We start from the raw sequence: 3,816 nt of genomic DNA, 5'->3' as shown, positions 1-3,816 counted from the left end.
AATATGAATATTTTTTGTTAATGAGTTGTGTGTCTGCTCTTGACTTTTTCGAACGGGGGGGGGGTATGTTAATAACAGCTTCCAGCCGGATGCTCTGCGCTGGTAGTTATTCACAAAACTTAAGTTGTGAATATTAATTTTTTCTTCGCGCGTTTGGCGTGAAGGAGAAGAAGAAAGGAAAATATTATGTTAAATAAGAAGGCTATTGCCGCATTTGCTGCCGGCGCCACCCTCCTCTCCGGTTTCGCTTTTTCTGCTCCAGCAATGGCAGCAGGCTTGGATGACTGGATTAAGGTTCCAGGTATGAGCAGCCACACTACTGATCCAACTGGTCAGCAGTCTGATAATGGTGTTCCTGGTACTCCTGCAGCTGATCCAGAAAGCCATGATCCAATCAACTCTGATTTGCTTCAGCATAACTACAAGGGTCAGTTCGTAGAGGTTTTGAAGCGTGCGCAGACCAATGTTCACCTTTATGATGCTCTTCTCCAAAAGCTTGAAGCTACACAGGCTCACGGCTGGGATGACCTCATCAAGGGTATGGGTGACACCTGCGCTTACTTGAAGGATATTCGTCGTAAGCTTGAGAAGGCTGTTTTGCACTACGGTCATGTTGAAGCTACTGTTAAGGATCTCAAGGCTGAGCTTGCTGAGGATATGAAGGATGCCCTTGCTAAGGGTGATTACGTTGAGGCTCACGAAGTCCAGCAGCTTCAGGCTCAGGTAGAAGCTTTGCTCAAGGTTGCTGATAACAACCGTACTCGCGCTGCTGCCTTGTTGGATTCCGCACGCGATCACGCTAAGGATCAGAGCTGCGACACTGGTGCCAAGGATATCTTGAATGCTATGAAGAAGGAACCAAACTTCCCAGGTAAGAAGGCTCCAGCTAAGAAGGCTGCTGCTAAGGCTGAGGCTAAGACTGCTGCAGCTAAGACCCCAGCTGCCGCTGCTCCATTGGCTAAGACCGGCGCTGCTGTAGCTTTGGCTGCTGTTGCTGCTTCCGTGCTTGCCGGTATGGGTGCTGCTCTTCGCAAGATTCGTCACTAAATTTAGTGAATAATTTTTCACTCAACTTGTGGCATGAGACTGTTTAAGTTTTATGCCACAGGCGACTTACAGATTTTATTATGCGTTTTCACTGTTTTGCCAAATCTCTTTCTTCACAGTGCGAGCGTGGATAGTGTTTGTAAGTTAGCTGTTGAGTGTTGAATCAGTGTTGCTTGTTAGGGAAGCGATGCTGATTAGTGTAAGAGGCTTGGGTAATTGTGCTACTAGGGGCATTTGTTTCCCAAGCCTTTTGCCGTACGTGTGCGTATTTTGGGTTTGATTAAAGTTTTGGCCTATAACCCAAGTTTTGAAGGTTATTGCTCAAGATATTGAATTAATTCCCAAAATATTGAAGCTCATTTTGAATATTTACTGAATTTTGTTTATTGATTTTGCATTTGCGTGAACAAATGATGTCGCGCAATTTATGTGAGAAAAATTGAGGTTTATTATGTTGAATAAGAAAGCGATTGCTGCATTTGCTGCAGGTGCTACGCTGGTTTCTGGTTTGGTGTTTGCTGCGCCTGCTATGGCAGAAAAGCCAAATGCTAATCCTCCTGCTGTGCAGAGCGATCAAGTTGCTGAACTTAAAGATGTTGTTTTCAACTTTAAGGTAGGAACTACAGATCATAAGACTAAGGCTATTACTCTTTACAATAAGAATGATAAGTACGGTGCTACTAAGGATGATATTACCCATACTGTAGCTGGGATTGGTGCTGGTTTCTTAGCTCAGGTGCAGAATGATCTTACTCCTGCTCAGGGTGATTCTGTAGTTGATACTGGTACTGTTGGTACTATTACTTATCCTACGGAAATTAAAGCTGGTGAGAACGTTGTTACAGTCACTCTTACTTATAAGAGCGATGTAACTGATGATGTTGCTACGAGTATGGCTGGTCTTGGTGATTTTAAGGCTTTTGAAGCTCAATTGAAGAAGAATCATAAGAAGATTAGTCCTGCCCAAAAAGCTTTATTTGACGCTCAAAGAGCGAAGGTTGAAGAAGCAATATCTAAAGATAAGGCTAAGAAGGATGCGCTTATTGCTGAGGCTGAGCGTTTTGGCTTGCCGAAGAGTGTTATTGATGCTTTGAAGGATTATGCTAAGTCTAAGGAATCTGCTGCTGTAGCAAAGCTTCTTGCGCAGGGTAAGAAGAATGCTATAGAGGAGTTAGCTAAGAAGGCTGATGCTGAAGGCTTGACTTTTGTTGCTAAGCTGATTCGTAATTCTAAGAAGTCTACTTTGACTGCTTTGAAGAACTTGCTTAAAGAAGCTGAGATTGCTAAGAGGCATACTAATAATGCTGTAGCTCCTTTAGTTAATAATGTTCCTGCGTATAATGGCGCTGACTTGTTCAAGGGCTTGACTTATGACCAGGCTAAGGCTTTGTACGAGGAAATGAACGCTAATGCAGAAGCTGCTAAGAAGGCTGCTAAGGATGGCAAGCTTGATGCTGATACTGTAAAGCTTCTTGCTCAAGCTAAGGCTGCTTTCCAGAAGATTGTTAAGGCTGAGATTGAGAAGATTGCTCAGCAGGCTGAGAAGGAAGGTTTCACTTTCACTGCTAAGCTGATTCGTAAGGCTAAGACTGTTGAGGGTGCTCGCGCTTTGCTTGCTGAAGCTGAAAAGAGCAAGAAGCTTACTCCAAAGCCTATTAATCCTTTGACTCCTGTTCCAAGTCAGCCTAGCGGTAATGGCGCTGGTACTGGCAACGGCGCTGGAAATGTTGCTGGTAATACTAATGACAATAAGACAACGAAGAATGCAACGAAGAATGCTGCAAATGTTGCTGCTCCATTGGCTAAGACTGGTGCTGCTGTAGCTTTGGTTGCTGTTGTTGCTTCTGTGCTTGCTGGTGTGGGTGCTGCTCTTCGCAAGATTCGCCACTAAGCTTTTAATGCACAAAAGTGCATGATTGCTTAACTATTTGTGAGCGTGCTGTATGCGAATACGGCACGCTCACTTTTTAATATTGAGTTTAGTATTATGTCTGTTTGCTGATTATCCATAGTTTGTTCTGTATTGAGTTCTAAACATTCTCTTATACTGCTAATAGTTTGTTTATTACAACAAAACGCCTTTATTTAGTGTTTTTTCTTTAAAATACTTTCTATTTGTGAAAAATTGGTGTACCCTGTGTTATTGTAATTTAGATTGGTATATTCCGAGTTGGTATATTCCGGGTTGGTTTATTCCAGTTTTAATATTGGTATCTGGCTTCTGCGTGTTAGCCCTAACTTTTGCGCGGGGATCAGATAAAAGAGATTGAAGGTCTAATATGTTAAAGAAGAAGACCATTGCAGCTTTCGCTGCAGCTGCTACTTTGCTTGCAGGTTGTGCTTTTGCTGCTCCAGCGATGGCTGATGATGAAATCGATACTCATGTTCTTGAGTACGGTACTCCAGATCCATTGAACGGTGAGAATTTGTATCCAGAGACTCATCAGGCTCCTGCTAATCCTGAGGGTTACAATGACCCTACCCAGGTTCCTGATATGAATCACTGCTACAAGAACGCTTTGGGCACTGTAGTTTGCGAGCCTGCTACAAAGACTTTGTACAACAGAGCTCTTACCAGCAATTTCCATGAGAATGATAAGAAGCCAGCCCCGGCTGCTCCAGCTCCAGCTGCTCCAGCTAAGGCTAAGCTTCCTAAGACCGGTGCCGCGGTAGCTGTGATTGCTGTCGTTGCTTCTGCTCTTGCTGGCATGGGTACTGCTCTTCGCAAGATTCGTCACTAAATTAGTGCTGTAAGTATAAATAATATAT

The 3,816-nt window shown here is 43.5% G+C and carries 3 protein-coding genes; all 3 read left to right on the top strand.

Going from position 1 to position 3,816, the window contains the following annotated elements; translation table 11 throughout:
- Positions 1-186 precede the first annotated feature (186 nt).
- The 3 genes from A5294_RS05040 to A5294_RS05030 all read left to right on the top strand — a co-directional run bounded on the left by A5294_RS05040 (position 187) and on the right by A5294_RS05030 (position 3,788).
- Positions 187-1,047 carry a hypothetical protein gene (locus A5294_RS05040; protein WP_004118590.1) on the top strand — a complete coding sequence of 287 codons (861 nt, stop codon included), beginning with the start codon at positions 187-189 and terminating at the stop codon, positions 1,045-1,047.
- A gap of 451 nt (positions 1,048-1,498) precedes the next feature.
- Entirely contained in the window at positions 1,499-2,938 is a 1,440-nt protein-coding gene (locus A5294_RS05035; protein WP_064340611.1) for a hypothetical protein, read from the top strand.
- 388 nt (positions 2,939-3,326) lie between these two features.
- Positions 3,327-3,788, top strand: coding sequence for a hypothetical protein (locus tag A5294_RS05030; RefSeq protein ID WP_064340610.1), 462 nt, complete (start codon positions 3,327-3,329; stop codon positions 3,786-3,788).
- Positions 3,789-3,816 lie beyond the last annotated feature (28 nt).

This window comes from Gardnerella sp. 30-4 (assembly GCF_001641215.1).
Taxonomy (GTDB): Bacteria; Actinomycetota; Actinomycetes; order Actinomycetales; family Bifidobacteriaceae; genus Bifidobacterium; species Bifidobacterium leopoldii.
This window is presented reverse-complemented; position numbering and strand designations above follow the sequence as displayed.

Coding starts and splice junctions, on each gene's coding strand:
- A5294_RS05040 (WP_004118590.1), top strand. CDS start 187: ATGTTAAATAAGAAGGCTATTGCCGCATTTGCTGCCGGCGCCACCCTC.
- A5294_RS05030 (WP_064340610.1), top strand. CDS start 3,327: ATGTTAAAGAAGAAGACCATTGCAGCTTTCGCTGCAGCTGCTACTTTG.
- A5294_RS05035 (WP_064340611.1), top strand. CDS start 1,499: ATGTTGAATAAGAAAGCGATTGCTGCATTTGCTGCAGGTGCTACGCTG.